This is a genomic window from Marinobacter sp. SBS5 (assembly GCF_048285575.1).
Classification (GTDB): Bacteria; Pseudomonadota; Gammaproteobacteria; order Pseudomonadales; family Oleiphilaceae; genus Marinobacter.
On the sequence record NZ_JBLWAZ010000003.1, the window covers coordinates 724,012 to 748,188 of the forward strand.

28 protein-coding genes are annotated in these 24,177 nt (G+C 54.3%); 12 read left to right on the plus strand and 16 right to left on the minus strand.

The features are described 5' to 3' along the window. The coding region (gene tssI, locus ACNQ6O_RS10355) for a type VI secretion system tip protein TssI/VgrG (RefSeq protein WP_418053136.1) at positions 1 to 1,257 on the minus strand (1,257 nt) is incomplete at its 3' end. Positions 1,258 to 1,425: 168 nt separating this feature from the next. On the opposite strand from tssI, the gene ACNQ6O_RS10360 reads away from it, so the two are divergent. The 6 genes from ACNQ6O_RS10360 to ACNQ6O_RS10385 all read left to right on the plus strand — a co-directional run bounded on the left by ACNQ6O_RS10360 (position 1,426) and on the right by ACNQ6O_RS10385 (position 6,422). Then, positions 1,426 to 1,854: an SRPBCC family protein gene (locus ACNQ6O_RS10360; protein WP_418053137.1), complete on the plus strand. Its 429-nt coding sequence runs from the start codon at positions 1,426 to 1,428 to the stop codon at positions 1,852 to 1,854. A gap of 69 nt (positions 1,855 to 1,923) precedes the next feature. Beyond that, on the plus strand, positions 1,924 to 2,649 hold the full coding sequence (locus ACNQ6O_RS10365; RefSeq protein ID WP_418053138.1) for a YebC/PmpR family DNA-binding transcriptional regulator: 726 nt from the start codon (positions 1,924 to 1,926) through the stop codon (positions 2,647 to 2,649). 56 nt (positions 2,650 to 2,705) lie between these two features. Next, entirely contained in the window at positions 2,706 to 3,431 is a 726-nt protein-coding gene (locus ACNQ6O_RS10370; RefSeq protein ID WP_418053139.1) for a glutamine amidotransferase, read from the plus strand. 40 nt (positions 3,432 to 3,471) lie between these two features. Further along, entirely contained in the window at positions 3,472 to 4,917 is a 1,446-nt protein-coding gene (locus ACNQ6O_RS10375; RefSeq protein ID WP_418053140.1) for a phospholipase D-like domain-containing protein, read from the plus strand. A gap of 96 nt (positions 4,918 to 5,013) precedes the next feature. Then, positions 5,014 to 5,415, plus strand: a complete 402-nt coding sequence (locus ACNQ6O_RS10380) for a PA2779 family protein (RefSeq protein ID WP_418053141.1) — start codon at positions 5,014 to 5,016, stop codon at positions 5,413 to 5,415. Beyond that, positions 5,403 to 6,422 carry a PA2778 family cysteine peptidase gene (locus ACNQ6O_RS10385; RefSeq protein WP_418053142.1) on the plus strand — a complete coding sequence of 340 codons (1,020 nt, stop codon included), beginning with the start codon at positions 5,403 to 5,405 and terminating at the stop codon, positions 6,420 to 6,422. Before ACNQ6O_RS10380 ends, ACNQ6O_RS10385 begins: the two co-directional genes overlap by 13 nt. A gap of 11 nt (positions 6,423 to 6,433) precedes the next feature. Here the strand turns inward: ACNQ6O_RS10385 and ACNQ6O_RS10390 are convergent, their stop codons facing one another. Further along, complete coding sequence (locus ACNQ6O_RS10390; RefSeq protein ID WP_418053143.1) at positions 6,434 to 7,111, minus strand: class I SAM-dependent methyltransferase; 678 nt, start codon at positions 7,109 to 7,111, stop codon at positions 6,434 to 6,436. 11 nt (positions 7,112 to 7,122) lie between these two features. Further along, positions 7,123 to 7,656: an RNA 2',3'-cyclic phosphodiesterase gene (gene thpR, locus ACNQ6O_RS10395; protein WP_418053144.1), complete on the minus strand. Its 534-nt coding sequence runs from the start codon at positions 7,654 to 7,656 to the stop codon at positions 7,123 to 7,125. A 125-nt stretch (positions 7,657 to 7,781) separates the two neighbouring features. Between thpR and ACNQ6O_RS10400 the strand changes: the two genes are divergently transcribed. Beyond that, the gene (locus ACNQ6O_RS10400; protein WP_418053145.1) at positions 7,782 to 8,837 is read left to right on the plus strand and encodes an alpha/beta hydrolase; all 1,056 of its coding nucleotides are present in this window, start codon (positions 7,782 to 7,784) and stop codon (positions 8,835 to 8,837) included. 28 nt (positions 8,838 to 8,865) lie between these two features. Here the strand turns inward: ACNQ6O_RS10400 and ACNQ6O_RS10405 are convergent, their stop codons facing one another. The 4 genes from ACNQ6O_RS10405 to ACNQ6O_RS10420 form a co-directional block, all read right to left on the minus strand. Next, positions 8,866 to 9,351 (minus strand): DUF4442 domain-containing protein, encoded by a 486-nt coding sequence (locus tag ACNQ6O_RS10405; RefSeq protein WP_418053146.1) that lies wholly within the window; start codon positions 9,349 to 9,351, stop codon positions 8,866 to 8,868. Positions 9,352 to 9,451: 100 nt separating this feature from the next. Continuing rightward, the gene (locus tag ACNQ6O_RS10410; RefSeq protein WP_418053147.1) at positions 9,452 to 10,060 is read right to left on the minus strand and encodes a LysE/ArgO family amino acid transporter; all 609 of its coding nucleotides are present in this window, start codon (positions 10,058 to 10,060) and stop codon (positions 9,452 to 9,454) included. 34 nt (positions 10,061 to 10,094) lie between these two features. Beyond that, positions 10,095 to 10,679 carry a CPBP family intramembrane glutamic endopeptidase gene (locus ACNQ6O_RS10415; protein ID WP_418053148.1) on the minus strand — a complete coding sequence of 195 codons (585 nt, stop codon included), beginning with the start codon at positions 10,677 to 10,679 and terminating at the stop codon, positions 10,095 to 10,097. Between the two features lie 3 nt (positions 10,680 to 10,682). Further along, the gene (locus ACNQ6O_RS10420) at positions 10,683 to 11,537 is read right to left on the minus strand and encodes a crotonase/enoyl-CoA hydratase family protein (protein ID WP_418053149.1); all 855 of its coding nucleotides are present in this window, start codon (positions 11,535 to 11,537) and stop codon (positions 10,683 to 10,685) included. Between the two features lie 256 nt (positions 11,538 to 11,793). Between ACNQ6O_RS10420 and ACNQ6O_RS10425 the strand changes: the two genes are divergently transcribed. Further along, positions 11,794 to 12,213: a universal stress protein gene (locus tag ACNQ6O_RS10425; protein ID WP_418053150.1), complete on the plus strand. Its 420-nt coding sequence runs from the start codon at positions 11,794 to 11,796 to the stop codon at positions 12,211 to 12,213. 1 nt (position 12,214) lies between these two features. Here the strand turns inward: ACNQ6O_RS10425 and ACNQ6O_RS10430 are convergent, their stop codons facing one another. After that, positions 12,215 to 12,442: a hypothetical protein gene (locus ACNQ6O_RS10430; RefSeq protein WP_072677829.1), complete on the minus strand. Its 228-nt coding sequence runs from the start codon at positions 12,440 to 12,442 to the stop codon at positions 12,215 to 12,217. Positions 12,443 to 12,466: 24 nt separating this feature from the next. Here ACNQ6O_RS10430 and ACNQ6O_RS10435 point away from each other — a divergent pair, with 24 nt between their 5' ends. Beyond that, entirely contained in the window at positions 12,467 to 14,653 is a 2,187-nt protein-coding gene (locus ACNQ6O_RS10435; protein ID WP_418053151.1) for an OsmC domain/YcaO domain-containing protein, read from the plus strand. Between the two features lie 33 nt (positions 14,654 to 14,686). Here ACNQ6O_RS10435 and ACNQ6O_RS10440 read toward each other — a convergent pair whose 3' ends face one another. Continuing rightward, positions 14,687 to 15,571: a diacylglycerol/lipid kinase family protein gene (locus ACNQ6O_RS10440; RefSeq protein ID WP_418053152.1), complete on the minus strand. Its 885-nt coding sequence runs from the start codon at positions 15,569 to 15,571 to the stop codon at positions 14,687 to 14,689. A gap of 79 nt (positions 15,572 to 15,650) precedes the next feature. On the opposite strand from ACNQ6O_RS10440, the gene ACNQ6O_RS10445 reads away from it, so the two are divergent. Further along, positions 15,651 to 15,950 carry a SelT/SelW/SelH family protein gene (locus ACNQ6O_RS10445; RefSeq protein WP_418053153.1) on the plus strand — a complete coding sequence of 100 codons (300 nt, stop codon included), beginning with the start codon at positions 15,651 to 15,653 and terminating at the stop codon, positions 15,948 to 15,950. Between the two features lie 20 nt (positions 15,951 to 15,970). On the opposite strand, the gene ACNQ6O_RS10450 is transcribed toward ACNQ6O_RS10445, so the two are convergent. The 5 genes from ACNQ6O_RS10450 to ACNQ6O_RS10470 all read right to left on the minus strand — a co-directional run bounded on the left by ACNQ6O_RS10450 (position 15,971) and on the right by ACNQ6O_RS10470 (position 20,337). Continuing rightward, a complete protein-coding gene (locus ACNQ6O_RS10450; RefSeq protein WP_418053154.1) occupies positions 15,971 to 16,492 on the minus strand; it encodes a copper chaperone PCu(A)C in 522 nt (173 codons plus the stop codon). Positions 16,493 to 16,601: 109 nt separating this feature from the next. Then, entirely contained in the window at positions 16,602 to 17,726 is a 1,125-nt protein-coding gene (locus tag ACNQ6O_RS10455; protein WP_418053155.1) for a dihydrolipoamide acetyltransferase family protein, read from the minus strand. A gap of 11 nt (positions 17,727 to 17,737) precedes the next feature. Then, positions 17,738 to 18,730 carry an alpha-ketoacid dehydrogenase subunit beta gene (locus ACNQ6O_RS10460; protein ID WP_418053156.1) on the minus strand — a complete coding sequence of 331 codons (993 nt, stop codon included), beginning with the start codon at positions 18,728 to 18,730 and terminating at the stop codon, positions 17,738 to 17,740. Further along, positions 18,727 to 19,806: a pyruvate dehydrogenase (acetyl-transferring) E1 component subunit alpha gene (pdhA, locus tag ACNQ6O_RS10465; RefSeq protein WP_418053157.1), complete on the minus strand. Its 1,080-nt coding sequence runs from the start codon at positions 19,804 to 19,806 to the stop codon at positions 18,727 to 18,729. Before pdhA ends, ACNQ6O_RS10460 begins: the two co-directional genes overlap by 4 nt. Positions 19,807 to 19,998: 192 nt before the next feature. Continuing rightward, on the minus strand, positions 19,999 to 20,337 hold the full coding sequence (locus ACNQ6O_RS10470; RefSeq protein ID WP_418053158.1) for a zinc ribbon domain-containing protein YjdM: 339 nt from the start codon (positions 20,335 to 20,337) through the stop codon (positions 19,999 to 20,001). Between the two features lie 119 nt (positions 20,338 to 20,456). On the opposite strand from ACNQ6O_RS10470, the gene ACNQ6O_RS10475 reads away from it, so the two are divergent. Then, entirely contained in the window at positions 20,457 to 20,915 is a 459-nt protein-coding gene (locus tag ACNQ6O_RS10475) for a YaiI/YqxD family protein (protein WP_418053159.1), read from the plus strand. 175 nt (positions 20,916 to 21,090) lie between these two features. Here ACNQ6O_RS10475 and ACNQ6O_RS10480 read toward each other — a convergent pair whose 3' ends face one another. Further along, positions 21,091 to 21,504: a GFA family protein gene (locus ACNQ6O_RS10480; protein ID WP_114333085.1), complete on the minus strand. Its 414-nt coding sequence runs from the start codon at positions 21,502 to 21,504 to the stop codon at positions 21,091 to 21,093. A gap of 90 nt (positions 21,505 to 21,594) precedes the next feature. Beyond that, positions 21,595 to 22,365 carry a glutathione S-transferase N-terminal domain-containing protein gene (locus ACNQ6O_RS10485; protein WP_418053160.1) on the minus strand — a complete coding sequence of 257 codons (771 nt, stop codon included), beginning with the start codon at positions 22,363 to 22,365 and terminating at the stop codon, positions 21,595 to 21,597. 360 nt (positions 22,366 to 22,725) lie between these two features. On the opposite strand from ACNQ6O_RS10485, the gene dacB reads away from it, so the two are divergent. Beyond that, positions 22,726 to 24,171: a D-alanyl-D-alanine carboxypeptidase/D-alanyl-D-alanine-endopeptidase gene (gene dacB / locus ACNQ6O_RS10490; RefSeq protein WP_418053380.1), complete on the plus strand. Its 1,446-nt coding sequence runs from the start codon at positions 22,726 to 22,728 to the stop codon at positions 24,169 to 24,171. Positions 24,172 to 24,177 lie beyond the last annotated feature (6 nt).

Genomic DNA, 24,177 nt, shown 5'->3' on the forward strand with positions numbered 1-24,177 from the left:
AGCCCAGCCTTGGGACACGCGGAGCCAAGCGCTGCTGTGTTCGTCATTCTTTGAATAGCGGTCCCACGAGAATCGCGCTTTCACACGGCCGTATTGGTCGCAGTGAATCTCTTCGCCTTCGGGGCCGGTCACGATGGCCATCTGGGGGCCGTCCATCATGGGCTTGTGTTCACAGATGGGGCACCAGGTTTTATCGGCGGGAATGGCGGTAAATTCGTTGGTATAGCTGGTCGGTTCGCTACCGCCTTCTTCTTCCAGCGCTTGTGGTTGTTTGCCAGTGTGGGTGATGGCGGTGAGCAACCATTCCCGGTTCAGGCTTTGGCTGTCGTGTTCTTGCAGTTCCACTTTGGCACCGGCGGTAAAATCCGGGCGGTTGCTTTTACCTTTGGCAACAGAAGCATCGTTTCTCAGTGCGTCTAATCGGGCGAGGGCAAACGGCTGGCCGCTGGCGTCGGCTTTGTAGCGGCCGGGGTAGTCGTAGTGCTGGTAGTCGTCGCGGTGGTTCACCCCACCGGCACTCTGTTCGTGCATCAGAGCGTAAGCCGGGTTCTTGAAGGTGTAATCTTTCATCGCAACCGATGAAGCCCGCACCCGTTCTTCGTAGGCGAAGCTGAATACACAGGCGTGCTGGGTGCTGCCGCCGGCTTTGGTGTTGCACTCTACGGGATCGAGTTTGGGCGCATCACCGTGATGGTCGGCCAGTACTAACGCCGGTTGTTCTTCGCCGTCCACGCTGCCGTGCTGGTAGCGGCAGTGCCAGCCTTCTTCCGCAGCGAGTCGTTCCAAGAATTTCAGGTCGCTTTCACGGTGCTGTACGCAATATTCCCGCTCTTCTGGCGAACGCTTCAGGTCGAACACCGTATCCACAATGCCCCGCTCTTCCAGTAGCGTGCGCACAATGGCATCGGGGGTCTGTGCCTGGAAAATCCGGCTGTTGTGCATCAAGCCCAAACGCCACACCGGGGGTTGGATCACCACTTCGTAATGGGTGCGGCGGTGGCCGGTGTTGCCCCGAACAAATTCGTTCACCACGCCAGTAAAGCGGCGCAGGGGCTGGCCGTCTTGCCGCACCACCAGATCAACCGGCTGTTCCAGTACATCCGCTGCTTGCACGTCCGGGTCGGTGCTGGCCAGTTTCAAACGGCCATGGGAAAGCGTTGATAAACCTTCGGTGAGCACAAAGCTGGCAACCACGAAGTGGTCTGAGGGGAATTCGCCAACTCGGGCGGTGAACTGCAATCCGCTTGCCTGGGGCATGACTTCGGTCCCTGAAGTGAGTGATTTTGATCCTGCTCATCCTGAGCGAGAGGGATTATAACGAGTGCAATCCACAAGACCAACCAGGTACCCACCCCACCGAGCACCTTTAGTTAAACAGTGTGAACCGTTACTCTTGGGCCAACACTTAAGAACAAGAGAAGCAAAATGGCTGTTTACACAATCGAGATTAATGAAACCTTCAACGTGCCCCGCAAAAAAGTGTTTGCCTTATTCGCAGACCACCATCGCTTCGGCAAAATGATTGGCGCACCGGTCAAGCGCATTAAAGACAGCGATCAAGCTGATCCAAACGGTGCGGGTTCGGTTCGGAAGATTGGCTTAGGGCCTTTAAGTATTGAAGAGACGGTCCTTGAGTTTGAACCCTATACCCTGATCGAATACGCAATCACCAGCGCAGGCCCGATCAAAAACCATCTGGGCCGCATTCATTTCAGCGACACCAGCGACGGTCAAACACGCCTTCGATACACCATCAGTTTTGAAGATATTGTTCCATTTTCCGGCAAGCTGATTCGCTCCTCACTGGAGTTGGGGCTTCGCCGCGGAATCCGACGAGTTCCCGAACTGGCGTAACAAAGCTGTTGTATTGTCCTCAGGTTCAGTAAAATCACGCTCTTTATAGCAAGCAAGGGGCATAGAAATATGGGCAGAGCCTATCAGAATCGCAAAGAGTCCATGGCCAAAACGGCTGCGGCAAAAACCAAGGTCTATAGCAAATACGGTCGGGAAATTTACATGTCGGCCAAGTCTGGCGGCGTTGACCCTCAGGCCAACCTATCTCTGCGAGGGCTGATTGAGCGCGCGAAGAAAGACCAGGTTCCCACTCACGTTATTGAAAAAGCTATTGATAAAGCCAAAGGCGGCGCGGGCGAAGACTATTCCACCGCTCGCTACGAAGGTTATGGTCCCGGCAACTGCATGGTCATCGTCGACTGCCTGACCGACAACCCGAACCGCACCTTCGGTGATGTTCGCCTGGCTTTCACCAAAACCAAGTGCAAAATCGGCACCCCCGGCGCCGTTGCCCACATGTTCGACCACTGCGCCATTTTTGTATTTAAAGGCCAAGACGAAGAATCCGTTCTTGAAGCCTTGATGGAAGCCGATGTCGACGTCACCGACATCGAGAATGAAGACGAAACCATCACCGTCTTCACCCCGAACACCGAGTACGCCAAAGCTAAGCAAGCCTTGGAAGATGCCTTCGATGGCATTGAGTTTGAGGTAGACGAAATCCAATTCCTGCCGAAAACCACCACGCCGGTAGAAGGCGATGACATCCCGATGTTCGAAAAGTTTATGGACATGCTGAACGACCTCGACGATGTTCAAAACGTTTTCCATAACGCTGAATTGCCGCAGGAATAATCTGCGCAAGGCTTTAGCTTCAGACGAGGTGACGCATGGCTGGTAAAGATGAGGGAATGAAACCTCGTGTCGTGATCCTGAAAACGGGCACAACCTACCCTCAAATCAGAGATCAGTTTGGAGATTTTGAAGACTGGTTTGTGAGCAAGCTGTCCAGCCAGCTTGACCTAACTGTCGCCGACGTTACTCAAGCGCCCCCACCCGGTCAGCCGGAGGATTGGCACGGCGTAGTCATCACGGGCTCTCCCGCTATGGTTAGCGACCGTGAACCTTGGAGTGAGCAAGCGTCAGATTGGTTAAAAGGTGCCGTACAGACAAACATTCCAACGTTTGGTGTCTGCTACGGCCACCAATTACTCGCCCACGCTATGGGCGGTAAAGTCGGCTACCATCCGAAGGGACGCGAGACCGGCACACACAACGTTACTCTGCTTGAAAGTGCAAAGTCTGACCCGCTGTTCCGCCACCTTCCGCAACAGTTTTCTGCTCAATTAACGCATAAACAGTCCGTTCTGGAGCTACCTCCAGGAGCGGTATTGCTCGGCGCGACGGATTTCGAACCACATCAAGCGTTCCGGGTTGGCGAGAATGCTTGGGGCGTCCAGTTCCACCCCGAGTTCACTGACGATGTGATGAAAAGCTACCTTCATGTCCAAAGCCCTGAATTGGAACAAGAAGGGCTGGAAACTGAGTCGCTCCTAAACTTGGTGAAGCCGGCTCCCCATGCCTCCCAGCTTCTTGAACTTTTCTCCGCGTGGGTTATCGACAAACAACGCGAGTAAACCGGCCCATCGTGGGCTGGTTCGACGGATCGAATTAACTATGACGATGAAGTTAGTAGCCTGTACGTTGCTGTTGGTATTGATCGGCCTGGGTGTCTGGCACTCTTACAAGCCTCTTCCGGAAGGCATCCGATATACTGGCAATCCGGCCCCCCTCGTTTCACCTCGCTTGTTGACCGACACCACTCGGCACTTTCCAAGTGGCGAAACATCACTAGAGCACGAAGTTTTCGATGAGGTTTTTAAACTCATTGCTCAAGCCGAGCAATTCATCCTTATCGATATGTTTCTTTATAACAGCACCGGTTCGGAAAACGTGGAGCTTCGTCCCCTCGCCAGCCAACTGACTCAGGCGCTGATCAAAAAGAAGCGCGCCACCCCCAACATCGATATTGTAGTGATATCCGACCCACTGAATACGTTTTACGGTGGCACACGCTCACCGGCCTTTGAAGCGTTGAAAGAAGTCGGCGTCGAATTGATTGTTACCAAACTCGAACCGCTTCGGGACAGCAACCCTACTTGGTCCGCCCTGTGGCGTGTGTGCTGCCAATGGCTCGGCAACAACCCGGACGGAGGCTGGTTGCCAAACGCTCTCGGCACAGAGAAAACCACGCTGCGCAGCTATCTGGCGCTCCCGAACTTCAAAGCCAACCATCGTAAAATTTTAGTCGCTGACGCAGGCGATCAGTTCCGCGCGCTCATCACCTCTGCCAATCCCCACGACGGCAGCAGCCGGCACAGCAACATCGGGCTCACCTTCAGCGGGCCGGCAGTGCAAGACGTGATTCAGAGCGAGCGCGCAGTCGCCCAAATGTCCGGTGCCAGCACGCAAACGTTTGACCGGTGGCTCAACAAAATGGCCACCTCTCAGCAGCCTGCCCCCGAAACATCAGGCACCATAAAGCTGCTCACCGAGTCCGCCATTCGCGATCAAGCGCAGGACATGATCGCGCGCAGTCAAACAGGCGAAACCATAAACATCGCCATGTTCTATTTCTCTCACCGGCCGATCATCGAAGCGCTGAAAGCTGCACAACAACGAGGTGTACATATCCACCTGTTGTTGGACGCGAACAAGGACGCCTTCGGCCATGAGAAGAACGGAATACCCAACCGCCCCGTGGGACACGAACTGCACCAAGCCGGCATTCCGGTTCGATGGTGCAATACTCAGGGCGAACAATGCCATAGCAAGTTGCTCAGCTACACCCGTCAAGACGGGCAACAAGAGCTGCTGCTGGGTTCTGCCAACTTTACCCGAAGAAATCTGGACGACCTCAATCTTGAGTCCAATGTTTGGCTGAGTGTAGCTACCGAAAGCCCTGTTGCCAGAAAAGCCTCAGAGTTCTTCAATAAGCACTGGGCAAGCGAACAAACAGACAGCGTGCCGCTCAGCTTGCCCTATTCCGACTGGGCTGATGACTCTCGATTGAAGTACTGGCAATACCGGCTTATGGAAGCCACCGGTCTTTCAACCTTTTGATAGTGATCCTTGTATCTATGAACGTTTTGTATGTTGAATCATAAGCCTGAGCGTTCTACGGTTAAGGAAACTAAACAAACGAGTAAGGAGTCTGCAATGAACGGCATTCGACGCTATGCCAAGCAGTTTTCGCTTGTAATGGCCATCCTGATGGCTTTTGCCACCACCTTCTCCGTCTCTGCCCATGCGGGCATGGTCGGGACAGGCGAGTTGATCCAGCAGCAACAGGTCAACCTTGATCGCCAACAGCTCCTGAACATGCTGGAGCAGCAGGAAGTGAAAGAAAAGCTCGCTGAGCTTGGTGTCAGTGAAGACCAAGTGGCTGAGCGCATCCAGAATCTGACCCCTGCCGAACTGGCAGACTTTGAACAGCAGTTGGCTGAAGCCCCCACCGGGGAAGGTGTTGTCGGGATCATCGTGTTATTCCTGTTGGTGTTCATCATCACCGACATGCTGTGTGCAACTAACCTGTTCTCCTTCATCAATTGTATTCGCTAACCCACTCCCTTTTTCAGACGGTAGTCGTTCGATGCAGCAGACTGGCAGCCCTTCTCGGGCTGCTTCTGCTGGCCGGCTGTGCAACCACCCCGCCTTGGCCCGATTCGTCCATCGCCGGGCAAGCTGACTTCCAAAGCCAGCAACTGTTGGGTGATGTTCCCTTTTTCCCGCAAGAAAAGTATCAGTGTGGCCCGGCGTCCTTGGCCACTATGCTGAACAGCCAAGGCCTTAACACCGATCCGGATATCCTGAAAGAACTGGTATACCTACCCGAGAGGGAAGGCTCGCTACAAATTGAGATGGTTGCCGGTGCGCGGTCACACAACATGGTGGTTTACCCGTTGCAACCAGACATCGAAACGCTGCTGGCAGAAGTCTCGGCCGGCAACCCGGTGCTCGTGATGCAGAATCTGGGATTCGATTGGTGGCCGCAGTGGCACTTTGCGGTGGTTGTTGGTTACGACCATCAGGACGAAACCCTGATACTCAATACCGACACCCGTAAACACCACCGCCAGCCTTACAAGGTGTTCCACTCTACTTGGAACCGAGCCGACCGTTGGGCCGTGGTGATCCTTCCACCAGACGAGCTACCCGCAACCGCCGAGGCCCTTCCGTGGTTGCGTGCTGCCCACGATCTGGAGACCACAGGCCACACATTCGCGGCAGAAACCGCGTATCAGACCGCAGCGCGTCAATGGACTGATGAGCCCGCGCCGCTTTTAGCGCTGGGCAATCTGGCGTACAGCCAAAACCGGTTTGACGCAGCCGCCAACCACCTGCGCCTTGCGACTGAGCGGTTTCCGGAGTTTGCTGAAGGCTGGAACAACCTAGCGTATGCGCTTTCGGCTGCTGGCTGCTATCAACAAGCCAATCAGGCAATGGCCTGCGCGGCCCATCTGGCCGGCGACCGCTTCCAAGTGGAAAATTTCCAACCCGGCACCACCTCGCCAGACACAACGCTCACATGCCCGAAACTTCCTGCCTGCGCGGCCGAGACCGACTAACACTCATCGAGTTAAAGCGGTTTGCGCAGCAGGACAACATCTTTAGCCGGAACCTCCAGTTGCCAACCATAGTGCCCCGCCAACCACTCAAAGGTGTCTTCCCGATAGAAAACCACGTGTGTCGGGTCGCGCCGATAGTGCCAGTTGTCGAACCGATCATCGTCCGTCTGAAAACAGGTCATGATGCCTAGCACGCCCCCGGGCTTCAGAAACTGATCAAACTGGGCAAATACCCTGGCCGGCTCGAACAAGTGCTCAACCACTTCAGTACAGGTGACGAAATCGTAGCGTTTCTCCAGCACAGACAACTCTGGATAGAAAAACAGATCGTAGAGCGCAACGGAAAAGCCCGCTTCTTCAAACATCCTAGCCAACGCTGGCCCCGGGCCGCACCCGAAATCAAGCCCTGCCGCGCCTTCTGGCAATATTGCCATCATAGGGTCCGCCAGTTTCGAGAGGAAACGCCGGTAACCGGCATCGTCCGGATCATTATCGTGCAGGTGATAAACCGCGCGTTCCTCGTCGGGTGTCAATCGGCATTCCGGTGCCATAACCGTCGCCTTACAGTTACCGCAACGAAGATAGCGCTTTCGCTCTATCTCTCGAAACGTCTCCAATTCAGCCAACTCGCACACCGGGCACATCAAGGCATCTTTATTCACCAGCACACCCCTTGAGCTTGATTCCATGTAACCCTCATTTATCCCAAAGGAAACCGCTTCAACACGGTGTAAACCGAACCAGATGACCCTTGGGTACTGTCATACAAAACGAATTCCCGGACAGCCATAACGCCATAGCTTTCCCTATCATGAGCATCGATCAAACGCCTGACCGAACCCGCGCCCCACCCAAACCGACTCAACGTAATGTGCGGTCGAAAGTTGCGGTGCTCAACGTTAAAGCCGGCCACCAACAGCTTATCCACCAATTGCCGGTGCAGATTAACTATCGTGGTCTCAGGAGAAACGCCCGCCCAGAAAATCTTTGGTCGCTCTGGTGAGCCAAAACACCCCAACCCGCCGACATCCAGCTCAAACGTCCTCTCCGATACCTTCTCCGCCGCCTCGCACAAAATCTGCACTGAGTCTTCAGCCACCTCCCCCATAAACACCAGGGTCAAATGCAGTTGCTCATAACGCTGCCAGCGCGCAGACTGGACCGGCGCTTGAATTTTCAACAAACGCTGTTTGATGTCCGGCGCAATCTCAACACCAAAAAACACCTTGGGCATGGACGGCCTCCTTTGGGCAGTTGAGCCAATGGCAACACATTGTCACTCTGAAATAGTTGCCGTGATAAGAACATAACGCCAGCATAATATGCACGCCAAAACGAGGCACTCAAAAAGGAACGCCCATGCTTTGGATTTTTCTCGCCATCGTTGTACTGCTTGTTGTCGCCACCTTTGTGCTGTTCCGGGTTCAGGACCTTTCGCACTTTGACGGCAACGAGTGGGCCACCACTGAAGTTAGCCCCCACCCCACTCATGACGAAGTACTCGCACGCATTAAAGAGATGGGCCGTGCATCTAAGGGGCTGAAAGGCAAAGCCCGGCTAACCGCTGTGCGTAACCACTTTGACCGATTGGGGGAAGAGGCCGAAATCGAGTCAGACATTCTCCCTTGCCAGCATCCTAAGGGGGAATGGGTCATTGCCCCAGGGGTAAACACCAAACGGCGGGTGCTCTACATTCATGGGGGTGCGTGGAGCGTTGGCAGCCCGAAAAGCCATCGTGCAGTAACCAACCGGTTCTCCCGACTTGCCAATGCCGCGGTGTTTGCGGTGGATTACCGGTTGATGCCAGAACATCGCTTCATGGACGGCATCATTGATTGCCGGGACGCGTATACCTGGCTTCTGGATCATGGACCCGAGGGCAAAGCGGAAGCTGAGTTTATGGTCGTGGCCGGGGATTCTGCCGGTGGCAGCCACACCCTGTCGTTGATCGCCTGGTTACGTGATAGCGGTGTTCGCCAGGCAGACGCTGCGGTCGCTCTGTCTCCATCGACAGACCTGACACTGACGGCCCCCAGCAATCGTGACAACATCCGAAGCGATGCCATGCTGGGGCCAATATTTGGCGGGCTTTCAAAAGTACCCCTGCCGGTTATCTGGTGGGGCACACTGGCTGCGTTCCGATTGTCTCCGACCAACCCGGTGGCGTCTCCGCTGCGAGGGAACCTTGCTAACCTGCCTCCTACCCTGATTCACGCCAGCACCACAGAAATGCTGCTGGATAATGCGGCTCGATACGCCGCCAAAGCAAAGGCGGAAGGGTCACTGGTGGAGCTGCATACCTGGCAGAACATGGTTCATGTCTGGCACATATTTACCCCGTTGTTACCCCAGGCCGAGGAAGCGTTCGAAGATATCGCACGCTTCCTGGAGCGGGTCGAAGCCAACTCTGACTAGCCAACCTTTAGTAACTGATAAGCCCGGATCAGCTATTGGCCCGGTTTTTTTTCTTCCGTACGTATAGAACTTTATTCACTTTGGCGACAACCTCACCGGCTTCATCAACAATATCCAGTGTCCACTCTGGCAGGTATTTATCACCGCCTGCGGTTGCCTGCCGGATTTCCTCCAGCCTCTCCTCTGTCAGTTCAAAATGAGCCGTGACACGCCCTTTACCCGGCCGTACGAATTCAATACTCGCCGCTTTGTCCCACACCACGTAGTCATTACCCAATCTGCGCATGAGCAGTAGCATGTACATGGGATCCACCATGCTGTACAGCGATCCGCCAAAGTGAGTCCCCACGTAATTGGTGTTGTACCAACGCTGCTTCATTTCGACCGTGGCTGTGGAGAAATCATCCGCAATATGGGTGGCCTTAATGCCGGCACCCAGGTATGGCGCAAAGGTATTCATCACGTGGCGCATCGAGCTGGCACTGGCAAACCAGCGGCGAATCGTTGAATTCATAGGGTTCCTCGACGTATTAGGAGTCTGGCGACATTTAAAAGCGCGCTATCTTCCTGCAAGATAATCGAAGACTCAACCTAATTTCATACAACCGTTTGAATTATTCCAAGCCGACGAGAGCAAGCTGCAGCGCAATGGCCAACATCATCAACCCGATCAAGCCATCAATAACACGCCACACCTTCGGGCGCGACAGCACCGGTGCCATCGATGACCCGAACCAGGCTAGCCCCCCAAACCACAAAACAGACGCACTGCTTGCCCCGAGCAGAAACCCGGTACTACTCGACTGCTGAGCACCCACCGCTGGAACCAGCAACAAGGTATCCAGATAGACTTGCGGATTCAGCAGGGTAACCGCCAGCGTGGTCAGCAAGACGCCTTTCAAACTACGCCGCTCTTGCTGCTTTGCCGTCAGCGCTCCCCGGCCCCAGATAACCCGAATAAATGCCTGAACCGCCAGCCAGCCTAAAAACACCACACCCAGCCAACGAAGAATTTCCAGCCCCTGTGGCATGGCCGTCAACGCTGCGGACACACCAAACATACCGAGTGTGAACAACACGATATCGGAGGCCATGCACACCCCAGCAGACCACCAATGGTGCTCTCGGCGAATAGACTGACTGAGCACATAAGCATTCTGGGCGCCAATGGCCACAATAAGGCCACCACCCACTAAAAAACCGGTCAGATAGCTTTCAAACACGCGTTATTCCAAAATTCGTGAGTATAAGGATGGGTTACCGGCGAACGCCGAACCATGAAGGAAAGTTCAAGAGAAAATACAGAGCTAAAAGGTCGTACACAGCGTGCCAGACCATCACCATCGTCAGACTACCGCTGAGTTGATAGGCAGTTCCCAAAACCAACCCTAGCCCTGTTGCCATAACAAAATAGGTAAAGGAGACATAGTGCACCAACCCAAATAGCAGAGAAGCCGCGATCACAGCGGTCCACGGGCCGGTATGCTGGAGCAGCCAACCTTGAATGGCGCCCCGGAAGAGTAGCTCCTCACCAACGCCCGCTAGCAGGGACAGCAGCAGAAGTACCGGCCAGCGGTAACTGGCCGCGAACTCGTACAACGCCTGCATTTGCTCACTGAGGTTATCCGGGAAGAGCCAAGTCAGCTTAGTGAGCTGCAGCAGAACCAAGTAGGTTGCTGCTGCCCCCAAAGTGCCGTAGACAAGCGCCTCGGTCACACCAAAAACGCCCGAGAGTACCGGGATTTCGAACAACCAGAGCGCAATAGCTCCGACCACACCAATACCACCCTGAAACAACAGGGCGGCGACTGTGGAGATTGAGGAGTCTTGGCGTTCCGTCATGAATCAGTTAGAGAACAGATCCTTGACTGGAAATAGATCATCGTAGGTCGGCGCCTGCTTCTGAGCCTTGGCTTGGAAGGTCTTCATCATGTCGGTCGGGCGGAACATACCTGCCTGCCACGTAGCCATGTACTTCAGGCTGTCCTCTACGCTGTGGTCACGACTGAAGTTCAACATTTCTTTACAGCCAGTCACTGCTAGCGGGGAGTTAACAGCAATTTGTGCAGCGATCGCCAGCACACCCTCGACCATCTCTTCCTGAGTGTCATACACATTATTCACAAACCCAAGACGCTGGGCTTCTTCCGCGCCAAACTTCCGGCCGGTATAGGCCAGTTCGCGCACCACACCTTCAGGCATCAACTTCGGCAAGCGCTGTAGCGTACCCACGTCTGCCGTCATGCCCAGCTCGGTTTCTTTAATGGTGAAATAGGCATCTTTGGTGCAATAACGGCTGTCCGCGGCACAGACCAAATCCAGCGCACCACCAATGCAACCACCGTGAACGGCCGCCAGCACGGGCAAACGCACTTTTTCCAGAGACGTCAGTGTGTCTTGCAGCTGTAGCACCACACGGCGCAGGTTCTCCGCCATACGGCCGGGGTCGCCGCTCATAGGTACAGATTTCGGATCAGAGAAAACCGCCAGATCCATACCGGCAGAGAAATGCTTACCAGTAGAGGAAATAACAATAACCCGGGCGTTGGTGTTGGCTTCAATATCCTGCACGCAGCGAGGCAGCTCCAACCAGAACGCTTTGTTCATGGAGTTCATGGCCTCAGGACGGCTGAACTGCACGTGCGCAACGTGGTCTTTGACTTCGACATTAAAGCTTTCGTAGTTGGCGAGTTCCGACACGGTGTATCTCCTTTAACTGTATGTCTCTTATGACGTTATTATCAGTAGCTAGTAAACAGCTCTATATTCGGTAGGACGCACATTACCTCGAAACGAGTTCCGAGGGAACGTCCTCGGCAACTCCTTGAGACTCCAGCTACGTTTTGCCAGCTCAAAGGTATCCGTCATTATTCTGCGCTCTAACTTGCAGATCATGATGATCATGGTCCAGACTCAGAAGAATTAGTTCATTTTTTGAACAATCGGAGTTTGAGCCATGTACCAGCATATTCTCGTGCCAGTAGACCTCGCCCACCTGAACAAGATGGCCAAAACGCTCAACACGGCCATCGACATGGCTAAGCACTATCACGCAACACTCTGCTACATCACAGTGACCAACAGCACCCCTGGCGCTGCAGCTCATAATCCCAAAGAACTGGCGAGCAAGCTTCAGGAATTTGCCGAGGAGCAGGGAAAGTCCCACGGCATTCAAACGGACGCCAAAGTGCTGGAATCTGTGGATACGGCGGTCGAGCTTGATGACAAGCTGCTGAAAGCGATTAAAGAGACCGGTACGGATCTTGTCGTCATGGCATCCCACCCGCCGGGGTTGGGAGACGCATTGCACCTGCTCCGCTCCAACGCAGCGGAAATTGTTAGGCACAGCAATATATCAGTCTTTGTAGTGCGCTGAATCAACGCCCATCGCCCTTAACACCCAGCCGATCCAAATACAGGTGCAACTCCTGCTCGCTGATGTTCACGTATTCCAGTACCCGGCCATAGAGCATCACGGTAGGCACGTTGCGCCCACCCAGTTCCTTTTGGGTTTCGCTGAGAACGTAGAGTATCGTCCTCTCTGTTTTTGTGAGACCATCCCGCGCATCGGGGATAACCTCGTCAATTCCGCGTAAACTGCTCATATTTCTGAATCCGGTAAGCTGCCCATGGAAATCAAAGTCAATTATCTCGACAACCTGAGGCTTGAGGCCAAGTTCGACGATTTCACCGTCGTCTCAGACCAACCCGTTCGCTACAAAGGGGATGGTTCGGCGCCCGGCCCGTTTGATTACTTTCTGGCTTCTTCAGCCATGTGTGCCGCTTACTTTGTAAAGGTTTACTGCAACACTCGGGACATTCCGACCGACAACATCCGTCTGTCCCAGAACAACATTGTAGACCCGGAAAACCGCTACAAACAGATCTTCAAGATCCAAGTGGAGTTGCCGGAAGATATTTCCGACAAAGACCGCCAAGGCATTATCCGTTCCATCGACCGCTGCACCGTGAAGAAAGTGGTGCAAACCGGCCCGGACTTCCAGATTGAAGTGGTGGAAAATCTGGATGAAGACGCTCAAGCCCTGCTTAACGTTGGCTCCAGCGACAACACAAGCACCTACATCGAAGGCAAGGATCTGCCGCTGGAGCAGACCATTGCTAACATGACCGGGATCCTTGCGGATCTGGGCATGAAGATCGAGATCGCTTCGTGGCGCAACATTGTGCCCCACGTCTGGTCACTGCATGTGCGCGATACCGCTGCGCACATGTGTTTCACCAACGGGAAAGGGGCCACCAAGGAAGCCGCGCTGGCTTCAGCTCTGGGTGAGTTCATCGAGCGTTTGAACTGCAACTTCTTCTATAACGATCAGTACTTCGGTCAGGACGTTGCCAACAGCGAGTTCGTGCATTACCCGAACGAGAAATGGTTCCAGCCGGGCCCCGAGGGCGAGCTGCCCGAAGGCATTCTGGACGACTACTGCCTGGACATCTACAACCCCGACGGCGAACTACTGGGCACGCACCTGTTCGACACCAACTCCGGCACCCCGGAGCGCGGCATCTGCAGCATTCCCTACGTGCGCCAGTCCGATGGGGAAACCGTTTACTTCCCATCTAACCTGATCGAAAACCTGTTCCTCAGCAACGGCATGAGTGCTGGCAATACCTTGCAGGAAGCTCAGGTTCAGTGCCTGTCAGAAATTCTCGAGCGCGCGGTCAAGAAAGAAATCATCGAGAACGAAATCGCACTTCCGGACGTACCGGACGAAGTTCTGGCCAAATACCCGGATATCGTGGAAGGCCTCAACGCACTGGAAGAACAGGGCTTCCCAGTTCTGGTGAAGGATGCCTCATTGGGCGGCCAGTTCCCGGTCATTTCGGTCACCGTGATGAACCCGAAAACCGGCGGCGTATTTGCCTGCTTTGGCGCTCACCCCAGTTTTCAGGTAGCGCTGGAGCGCAGCCTTACCGAGTTGATGCAGGGCCGCAGTTTTGAAGGTCTGAACGATCTGCCAGCGCCCACCTTCAACACCATGGCGGTGACAGAGCCCAACAACTATGTGGAGCACTTCATCGACTCCAGTGGTGTGGTGTCCTGGCGTTTCTTCAGTTCCAAATCCGACTATGACTTTGTGGAATGGGACTTCTCCGGCACCACAGAGGAAGAGGCCGAAGCCCTGTTTGGCATCATTTCGGACATGGGCAAAGAGTGCTATATGGCGGTCTTTGAAGACCTCGGCGCACCGGTTTGCCGGATTCTGGTACCCGGTTACTCTGAGGTGTACCCGGTGGAAGATCTCGTTTGGGACAACACCAATATGGCGCTGGCCTTCCGGGAAGACATCCTCAACCTGCACCGTTTGAATAAAGAACAGCTGGCGTCTCTGGTCGAACGTTTGGAAGAAGCTGAGCTGGATGTGTACATGACGATCGTTACGCTGATCGGCATTGAGTTTGATGAAAACACGGTGTGGGGCCAGCTCACTATTCTGGAGTTGAAACTGCTGATTTATCTGGCTCTGGGCGAGCTTGAAGAAGCTCTCGAGCTGGTCGAGATGTTCCGGCAGTTTAACGACAATACGGTTGAGCGCGGCTTGTTCTATCAGGCCATGCAGGCCTCTCTGGAAGCCACGCTGGACGAAGAACTGGAACTGGAAGATTACCTTTACAACTTCCGCCGGATGTTCGGAAACGAGGTTATGGATGCGGTTGTCGGCTCCATCGATGGTTCAGTTCGCTTCTTCGGGCTGGAAGAAACCAGCATGAATCTGGAAGGTTTGGACAGGCACCTGAAGATGATCGAGAGCTACAAAAAGCTCCATGCCGCTCGAGCGAAAGCAGCCGGCCTGTAATATCGAGGCCGAGCCTCAAGGCCGGAGGGCATGTCACATTGCCCTTCCGGCCCGCACCACTTCCCGTCCGATCACTCTCAACGCACCCTTCTTGCAGACCGCCTCAAAAGGCGTGGTGCCGGCCTCGTCACCATCAACCGTGACGGATTTAGATTGCTGGGTGTGCACCTGACACACCGGGCTTTTCACCTGAACCACCGTACTGGTACGCTGAGGTGTCTCGCCATTCAACCGCACCATCAGAAACGCAAACAGCAACTGCAGCAGCGGCCTCGGTTTCACGGCGATGAGGTTCAGTTGCCCATCGTCGGCTGAGGCTCCGGGAATTTCATGGCCTCCGCCAAAAAAAGCCCCTGAAGCGATCGCAATCGACAACCAGCGCCCCTTCATGGCCGACTTATCCGTTTGTATTTCAGCATGAAAACCTCGCTGCTCGCCTATCTGGCGAAACAGCGTGGCCACGTAACTGAATTTCCCAAGCCATTTCTTTGTTGGTGAATCCGCCTCACGGGCAGGCAAGGTTCCGAGCCCAATGTGGGCAACGTTCAAGAATATCCGTTTACCGGCTACCGCAACATCAATGTGTTGGATTGGCCCTTCCGCGACAAGCCGGGCGACCTGCTCTGGCTCTGCAGGTATATTCAGATTACGGGCGAAATCGTTGGCGGTTCCGGACGGTAGTATGGCCAGAACCGCACCGGTCTCTAAACATATTTCAGCAGCACCATTGACCGTGCCATCCCCACCAGCAGCCATTAGGCAATCGCCTTTCGATACCCTGTCGCGCCACTGGTTTTGCTCATCCAGGTGGCAAACCTCAACATCGCTTATCCCCTGTGCCTGCAAGTGCTCAAGCCAGAAATCTGCATTCCGGGTGCCGTCTCCAGACCCTGGGCTGTCCACAAGCCAGTGGGTCATCACGCCTCCTCCAAAAGAATTGACCATCTTTATTTGATAGCATGATTAACTCATTAATTCCTGCAGGAAGCATTACCGTATGGCAACTCGAATCACTCTACACTACTGCACCGGCTGCAACTGGCTATTGCGCTCCAGCTGGATGGCGCAGGAATTGTTGACCACCTTTAACGGCATGATCGACGAGCTAACCCTGAAACCGGGCAATGGCGGGATTTTCGAGGTGTACGTTAACAATACCCGGATATGGTCGCGCAAAGAACAAGGCGGTTTTCCTGAAATAAAACAACTTAAACAACTGGTTCGGGATCAGATTGCCCCTAATCATTCATTAGGGCACTCGGATTCCCACGCTCAGGAATCTGACCGCAATTCCTGAACCAGGGAATCCTCCGCGCTTCAATGATCCATTGTTGAATGGCCCATGTGATGCGAGTGGTCCATGCCATCCAGCGATTGAACGACCAGCTGGATCGTGATGTCTTCGGCACCGTCAAAATCCAGCCGGACCGGAATCATCTCGCCTTCCATCAGAGGCTTCGTGAGCTGTTCCAGCATCAGGTGATAACTGCGGGGCTTCAGCTCCACCGTACTTCCTGCCGGAATCGCCAAACCACCGTCTAGCGGCTGCATCCGCATCATCCCTTCATGCATCGAGGTTTCGTGGATCGAGACATGAGAAGCTCGCGGGCTTTCGACCGCTACCAGCGACACCTCTTCGGCTCCGTTATTGGTGATGGTCAGATAGCCCACTCCCATGGGAGCGCCCGGCGGTGTAGGCCGACTCCAGGCATTGTGGATGTGAACGGCACCGGTTGCATGGTGGTCGTTATGGTGTTGATGATCTGCCGCTAACACTGGGGTAACCAGAGTGGAGCAGGACAGCAAAAAAGCGGTTGTCAGGGTCTTCCGTTGATTCATAGTGTCTCGCGCAGTCAGGGGTGTCTGTCTTTGTGGCCCCTAGTGTTGTTGCCACACGATCATTTGGCAAGACGCTCAAGCAATCCGCGGGACTCAATCCGCCGGATTCTCAACTCGCTTTTTTCAATGCAGCGATTAACGCACCCAAGAACCGCGAGGCTTCCCCGCCCGTGGCAGCCCGGTGATCGAAGGTCAGCGACAAGGGTAAAATGCGACGAATAGTCGCAGCCCCCTCATAGGGAACAACCTTGTCCCGCATACGGCCAGCTCCGACAATCGCCACCTGTGGTGGGCTCACAATGGGGTTGGCGTATTGTCCCGTCATGGTGCCAAAATTGGACAAAGTGATGGTCGCGCCCTGCATTTCCTGTGGAGGAATTTTGCGCGAGGCAACCGACTCTCTTAGGTTTTCCAACCCTTGCCTCAAATCTTCTAAGCTTCGGTGCGTAATATCCCTGAGCACCGGCACAAACAAGCCCTCTGGCGTATCGACAGCAATCCCCACGTGAACTTCGTCGAGCAATTGACGACTGAGGTTATCGCCATCAAACCAACAATTAAGTTCTGGAACGGCAGCACAAGCTTTGCCAATGGCCTGAACCAGCCTCATGGTGGTGTCAGTCCCTTTTTTCCAGCCCCCCACATCCACATCCTCAAAAATAGACACGGGCACAACCTGAGCGTGTGAGAGCGTCATGTTCTTCGCCATGGTGCGTCGAGTGCCTCGCAACGCCTCCGCATCCCCCAACTGTTTCTGGTGGCTGGCTTGCTTGTATACGTCATCGTTCGTGATCAAACCGCCGGGGCCGCTGCCTTTGATGCTTTCTAGGTTAACCCCAAGCTGCTGAGCCAGCGCCCGAACCCCCGGGGTTGCACGGTTCGATCGCGCCCGCTTACTGGACGCGGCCGCACCGACAATGAAGGTATCTTGCTGGACGGCTTTACCCTCCCCCTTTCCAGACGATTCAAGCTTACCCACAACAGTTCCGGAATCTTCATCCTCGCCTTCATAAGCCAGCAAGGGCTCACCGGTGTGAATGATATCGCCCGCTTCACCATAGAGTTTGGCAATCACGCCTGCTTGCGGCGAAGGCACTTCGACAATGGCTTTGGCGGTTTCTACGCTGACCAACACCTGATCTACTTCTACGGTATCGCCCACCTTCACATGCCATTCAACGATTTCGGCTTCCGGTAGGCCTTCACCCAGATCTGGGAGTCTGAAATTTTTCATTATTGTGCCTCCTACAACCCAATAACCTGCTCCACGGCGTGTACGATGTCGCCTACTTGCGGCAGATAGCTCTGCTCATTCCGGTAGTACGGCATCACCGTGTCATACCCTGTCACTCTGATTACCGGGGCCTGTAAATCCAGAAATGCTGATTCAGCAATGGACGCAGCAATCTCGGCACCAACTCCGCCATTGCGGCAAGCTTCATGGACGATCACCGCCCTACCCGTTTTCGCAACGGAGCAAAGTAAGGTCTCCCGGTCCAGTGGGCTAACAGTGGCCACGTCAATCACCTCACACCCCACGCCTTGTTCTGCCAATGTATCCGCCGCTTTCAGAGTTTCCATGACGCAAGCGCCCCAGGTAATCAGGGTAACGTCGTCGCCTTCGCGTAAGGTAAAACAGGTGTCCAGAGGCAGCGCCTCGCCATTGTTTTCAACGCTTTGAGTAACGGCTCGATAGATTCGTTTCGGCTCAAGGAAGATAACCGGATCCGGATTGCGAATTGCCGCTAACAGCAGGCCGTAGGCGCGTTGCGGGGAGCTGGGAATGACCACCCTTACTCCCGGGATATGAGCAAACAAAGCTTCGGTACTTTCGGAATGATGCTCCGGCGCATGAATTCCACCGCCAAACGGGGCGCGGAACACCAGTGGACAATGCAAGCGGCCTCGTGTGCGATTGCGCATCCGCGATGCGTGACAAACAATCTGCTCCATCGCGGGATAAATAAACCCCATAAACTGAAATTCCGCTACCGGTTTCAAGCCTTGGGTCGACATGCCGATCGCGGTGCCGGCAATCAGATTTTCCGCCAACGGCGTGTCCATCACCCGCTTGAACCCGAAGGCGTCTTTCAGGCCCAAGGTTGCTCGAAATACCCCACCATTAGTCGCAATGTCTTCGCCCAACACCACCACGTTGTCGTCTTGCGCCATCTCCCAGTGCAGGGCCATGTTGACCGCTTCTACCAAAGTCACATCACAAACATCTGACTGACTCATGCCGGACCTCCACGATACTTTTTGGCGATCTGATCGCGCTGTCCCTGCAGCACAGCGGGGAGGGTTTCAAACAGATAGTCGAGCATGGCGGTGGGTGGTTCCGCCTCTGTCGCCAAATAGACTTCTACGGCCTCATCGACCGTCTTCTTGGCGTCCGCTTGCAAGGTCTTTTCCTGCTCAGGGCTCCAGAGGTCGTTATTGTACAGCCAGTTTTGCAGGCGCTTTACCCCGTCCTTTTCCCAGGCCTGTTTGAGTTCTTCAGCGGAGCGGTAGCGGGTAGCGTCATCGGCGGTGGTATGGTCTCCAAGCCGGTATGTTACCGCTTCAATGACCGTTGCTCCTTTGCCGTCGTGGGCGCGCTTGAGCGCATGGTCCAGGGCTTCGGCGCAGGCGAAATAATCGTTACCGTCGACAACGTGGCCGGGCAAACCAGCACCGATCGCTTTCTGAGCAATGGTTTCTGCAGCACTTTGCAGGCTACGAGGGGTGGAGATGGCCCATTGGTTATTGATGACCACGAACACCACTGGTAAATGCCAAGCACCTGCAAGGTTCAGGCTTTCCATAAAGTCGCCTTTTGAGGTACCGCCATCACCTATGCAGCAAACAACGGCCCTTTCCTCACCTCGAATCCGGAACGCCGATGCGACCCCTACCGCATGACCGCACTGGGTGGCGATGGGGACGGCGATTGGCAGGTCTTCGGGGCAATGTTGCCACGCACAACCTCGCTCATCACCACCCCAATACAGCAGCAACTCCGTCAATGATACGCCTCGAAGAATATGAGCGGCCTGATCGCGATAATAAGGAACAAAAACATCGGTTTTGGCCATGCTCTGGCCAATGGCCGTGCCGACCACTTCGTGACCCAATACAGACGGGTAAGTACCACATTTCCCGGTGCGTTGGAGTGCGATGGCTTTGGAATCTAAGGTACGAGCGAGGACCATATTGCGGTAGGCGGCCAGAACCCGGTCGGTGTTCTCGGCTTGGCGCGGCAATTCACCCAGCGGTTTGCCGCCATCATCCAGATAGCAGGTGCTATCCACATGAAACTCATGGATTTCTCTCATCCCATCCTCCTGCCCCCGGCTGTGCGATATAAGCCTAGCTGAGGTATTACCTGCTTGTGGCGGGCATAACCAGCGTTGGGGTGTTCGTCTTATTGTTAGCGTAGGTTGCACGCTGCGGGATTAAACAGAGTGCCAGCTGACACTCTGTTTAATATTTAGACGATGGGGGGCAATAGATCAAATGGGGGGCTATCAGGCTTTCTTAACGAACTCGGATTTCAACTTCATGGGGCCGATGCCGTCAATCTTGCAGTCGATATCGTGATCGCCATCAACCAGACGGATGTTTTTCACCTTGGTGCCCACCTTCACAATGGAGCTGGAACCTTTCACTTTCAGGTCTTTGATCACTGTAACGGTATCACCATCCTGAAGCTCATTACCGTTGGCATCCCGAATCACCTTTCCGGCTTCAGCTTCCGCTTGCTCCGCTTCAGTCCATTCGTGAGCGCACTCTGGGCAAACCAGCTGAACGCCGTCTTCATAGGTAAACTCAGAGTTACACTTGGGGCACGGTGGCAATTGCGACATTATCATTTCCTGTTAATTGAATGAGATCTGCATTATAACACTACGCCCAAAGTTGTTCTCACAGCCGCTGCAAGAACAGGTAAACTGCCACTTTAGCCAATGAACGAAAGGACACTGACATGCCTATCTGGGTCGATGCCGATGCTTGCCCCGTACCCGTCAAGGAAATCATCTGTCGTGCAGCCACTCGCTGGAAGGTACAGACCACCTTCATCGCCAACCACGCCATTACTTTGCCGCCAAGCCCGTTCATCAGCCGCCGTCAGGTGCCTCAAGGCTTCGATGTTGCCGATAATGAGATTATGGATCAGATGACAAAAGGGGATTTGGTCATCACGCAAGACATCCCCCTGGCTGCAGAAGCCATCGAAAAAGGAGCAACCGTATTTAATCCCCGTGGGCAGGCATTTACAAAAGAGAACATTCGCCAGCGCTTGGCAATGCGGAATTTTATGGAAGAAATGCGAAGTGCGGGACAAGTCACCGGTGGCCCGGCACCGTTCGGCCAAACAGACCGTAAGGAGTTTGCCAACCAACTGGACCGTTGGTTACAGCGAAACGCTCGAAAAACAAATTAGAGGAACGCCATAACAGCAACGGCGAACACGGCCAACGCCACAGCGCACGCGGCCAGCTTGATACCTTCTAACGCTTCTTGCTGCATATAGCCCCCTTAATTAATCTCCAGCTTACGAGCCAAATGATAATCAATATCATTTCTAGGCACAAGAGGATCTTTAGAGGGCACCACGGTCAGAACGGATCGTTCGTGCGTTCCGTTTTTTCGTACTGGGGCAGCTCGTCAGTAATATCGAACCACTCTGCTTTTGAGCCGACATAGATATGCCGAGCCGGCTTGGCCGCAATCGGTTCGTTGATCACACCGATCCTCAGACGAAGAATCCCCGAAATGGCATCCAGCCTGCTGTAAAGGTGACTGCCGCAACGGCTACAGAAAGCACGATATTTGCCCGGCCGGGATTCATACTCTGTAACCTGCTCCTCGCCGGCCACATACCGAAAACGTACTTTTTGTACCGGCGCACTGGCCGAGAAAGCACTGCCATGGGCCCTCCGGCATTGACTGCAATGGCACAAGGATATCGGGCCAAGGGCGCCTTCATACTCGAACCGCACATCGCCACACAAGCATCGACCTGTATACATCACATTCTCCGAAAGCAGCTGAAATAACCGGCGAAGATCATACCGGCTCGGGGCGGAAATACTACCCCGCAGCCAGCTTAATCTAGGGGCTTACAGGGCGTATTCTTTTTCTAAATAATCGACGATCTGCTTAGACTCGAACAATTTCACTCCGGTGTTCGGATCTTCCAGATACGGCACCTGAACCCGACCGTGTTCTTGGAAAAAAGCGTCGCGCTTACCACCGGGCTGCGGCTTGTATGGGCCCGGTTTGATGCGCTGGAATGCAGGGCCGAATTCTGTCCAGTGTTCTTTGCCCAGATTGTGCAGGGTATACGGAAGCTCGAACTCACACAGCTTTTCACGAACCAGTCGCGAAAACGGACTACCTTCGAAACTCCACAGGTGCAGGCCCTGCTCCGGACGCTTGGCACGCTCAACGCGCATACCTCTCAGCTCACTGCTCGCTGAAGCAGCCGCCCCCCAAAAGAACTGCCCCGCTTTTGCCTCATAGTAGCCGGGCACTGAACGGCCACCGTACTGACTAAATAGGTACTCGATAATCTGTTCTGACTCGTACATCACTTGGTCTGTATTCGGATCTACCAGCAATGGAAATTGCTGCTTTCCGCCCAGCATCTCGGCCTCACTCCGGAACACCTCGCCGCCTTTCGGACAAGGCCGGATGTCCACATCCAAATGAAGGGCAGTGAATACTTCACGCACCTTTCGGCAGTAGGGACAGGCTTCGATGTCGTATAAAACCAAGGACTTCTCCGGCTGAACAGCCGGTTTCACGACTAAGCACCCACGCCACGCTGAGAATGAAGACGTTGCAACAGATTCCAAGACGTTAACGGAATGTTTGAGAGCTCGAAGCATGGTGTATTCCTATAGAAAACGAAGATTTTTGCCATTGTCACACAATTGTCCCAGGAACCATTGGCCCGTGAGGCCACCGTCCAATTCCACTGTAACCCACTGATTCACAAAACCTTGCCAGCCAACACAACAAAAACCTTCAGAAACAATACACATAACGTCATTTTTTAACGTCATACGTAATGTTTCTGCATAGTAGAAATACATGGAATCAGCTATGGTTAGAAAAAACACTACTCACGGGTTCAAGGTATGCAGCGGCTGCATTCACAGGCTAGGATTCGCCTGCAAAGGATACTATCCACACCAAAAAACCTGCTTGCGGCGGTGGCTGTGCTCAGTTCTCTGGCTACACCGATCATGGCGCAAGAGGGCAGCAACTTCGCCAACGCTCGCCTGTGGACGTCAGAGATCCGCGCGTATGCCGAAAAATCCCTGAACAATGATGAAGCACTAAGCGTCGCCGCCGTCCCCCTAAACGGGCCGGGCATTGAACAGTATGTAAACGCTGACCAACTCATGAGCCCCGGCTCCATCATGAAGCTGGTGACCACCTATGCGGCTTTGGAATTGCTGGGGCCCACCCATCACTGGAACACCGATTTTCTGACCGATGGGGATATGGTTGGGGACACGCTTGAAGGCGACTTGTACGTTCGCTTTGGCGGCGACCCAAAGCTGAACCTTGAACGTCTGTGGAGCACACTCCGCGAGCTCAAGGATATGGGTATCCGACAAATCGCGGGTGACCTTGTTCTGGATGGTAGCCATTTCCGGATCGATGGCGGGCTTCCTGTCTTTCACGACAACGGCAACAACCCATACGCGCCGTTTCTGGTGGAGCCTTCAGGCTACCTAACCAACTTCAACCTGTTACACATGCAGGTAAGAGCCGACGAACGCGGCACTCAGGCCTGGACGACACCAAATTTAAGCGAAGTCACCATTGATAACCGGATAACCGCTGTGGCGGAAGGCCCCTGCCCTTCCCGGAAAAACTTCAAGTGGCAACCGGTGTTTCACGGTGATCAGAAAGTTACCGTAAAGGTAACAGGCGAACTGCCCCAAGGGTGCCGAGCGACGAGCTATATGTCACTGTTACCCCATGACCGTTACTCTGCATCCACCATTCGCTCTTTGCTGTCTGAGCTGGGCGTTGCCATCCGTGGTGTAAACCGGTTTGAAAAGACGCCTGAGCATGCCCACCTTGTGATGCGCACAACGTCACCGGACTTAGTAACCATGGTGCGCGACATCAATAAATGGAGCAGCAACGTGATGGCGCGGCAAATGCTGCTCAGCATTGGCTCAAAGCTGCACAAAGACGATGAACGTGACGATCGCGTAGCAGGTATTCGAGCCATCTATGAATGGCTCGAGGAAAAAGGCATAAACACCAACGGTATGGTGATCGACAATGGCGCTGGCCTCACCCGCCATGGTCGCCTTTCTGCGCGGCAAGGTGCCCTGATTCTGCAGCACGCCTGGGAAAGCCCTTACGCCTCAGACTTAATGACGTCCATGCCAATCATTGCGATGGACGGCACCATGGCCCGCAGACTCAGAAATACCGGTTTGAGAGGCGAAGGCCGTATCAAAACCGGCTACCTGCAAGATGTTCGCTCTATTGCCGGTTTTACCCGCGATGAAAACAACACTACCTGGGCGATTGTAGGGATGGTTAATAACGATCCCGCATGGAATGGCCAAGCGGTTCTGGATAAGGTGCTGCATTCTCTGCACTACAAACCACCAACGGCTACCACCTTGTCGCAGTCCAAGGCTGCCAACCGCTCAATACAATAACGGCTC